Below are 991 nucleotides of genomic sequence, written 5' to 3'. Positions count from 1 at the left end.
ATGACAAATAACATCAACATTCTATTTACTAGTGTATGAATTCCGTTCAAAGTTTTTCTTTCCATTCTTTTATCATATAAAAAAACACTTATTTATCACCTTAAAAATGATACTTGAGGTCAGTGAGGAGTCTGGTCAAAATATAAATACACATCCATGAAATACAAACCAAGAAGATATTTTTACAAATGAGTAAAGAAATTTACATGGTAGACTTAATTATTACAGGTATTTAGTTAACTACCTGTAATAAAAATAGTTTTAGTTGGTTAATCAAAAACACCATTAGATTTAGCTATAAAATGTATACTTGGTCTTTTATGTAAATTGTTTTTATAGTCTTTATAGAATGAAATTTATATAGCTAGTTTAAATAACTTACCTAAGTGTTATAAAAATTACAACCACGATTAACGTAATAGTTAGTATTAACAGAAGGTTAACATAAAGAACAGGCTTAAATAAATTAGCATTATTGGCTGGTCATATTGATAGGCTAAAAACAAAATTTCACTGTCTAAGGTTTACTGTAATGCCCTACACTCCAGAATAATATTGATTGTTCTTTTAAAGCGACACTAGAGCTAAGCGTATTATTAAAATTAATACGTTAAAAATCAACTTTCAGTACTTGAGCGACACAGCTATATTGCCTACAATAACTCACTTTTATCAATTACAGAAATATATAATGACCGATACAAACACCCAACCTACTTTACCTGACCGTCTTTCTATTAACCCACGTAGCCCACATCATGTTGCTGCCGTTTTTGAACATGAAATTGGTATAAAAATCAATGGTAAAGAACGATTTGATGTTGAAGAATATTGTATTAGCGAAGGTTGGATAAAAGTTGCAGCGGCTAAAGCCTTAGATCGCCGTGGACAACCGCTTTTAGTGTCAGTTAAAGGTACTGTTGAAGCATTTTATCGTTAAAATTTATAATGATATTAGATAAGACTATTTCTTTAACTAGTCAAACTAAAT

The 991-nt window shown here is 29.5% G+C and carries 1 protein-coding gene; it reads left to right on the top strand.

What is annotated here, in order from left to right; all coding sequences use genetic code 11:
• The first annotated feature begins 691 nt into the window (after window positions 1-691).
• Complete coding sequence (locus H4J50_RS18940; protein WP_108456490.1) at window positions 692-940, top strand: DUF3297 family protein; 249 nt, start codon at window positions 692-694, stop codon at window positions 938-940.
• The last annotated feature ends 51 nt before the right edge of the window (window positions 941-991 follow it).

The sequence above is a fragment of the Colwellia sp. 6M3 genome (assembly GCF_014077595.1).
Classification (GTDB): Bacteria; Pseudomonadota; Gammaproteobacteria; order Enterobacterales; family Alteromonadaceae; genus Cognaticolwellia.
Note: the sequence above shows the minus strand (reverse complement) of the source record. Positions and strands in the feature narration are given on the sequence as shown.

What these genes read in the sequence shown, in the direction of transcription:
- H4J50_RS18940 (WP_108456490.1), top strand. Translation starts at nt 692, where the DNA reads ATGACCGATACAAACACCCAACCTACTTTACCTGACCGTCTTTCTATT.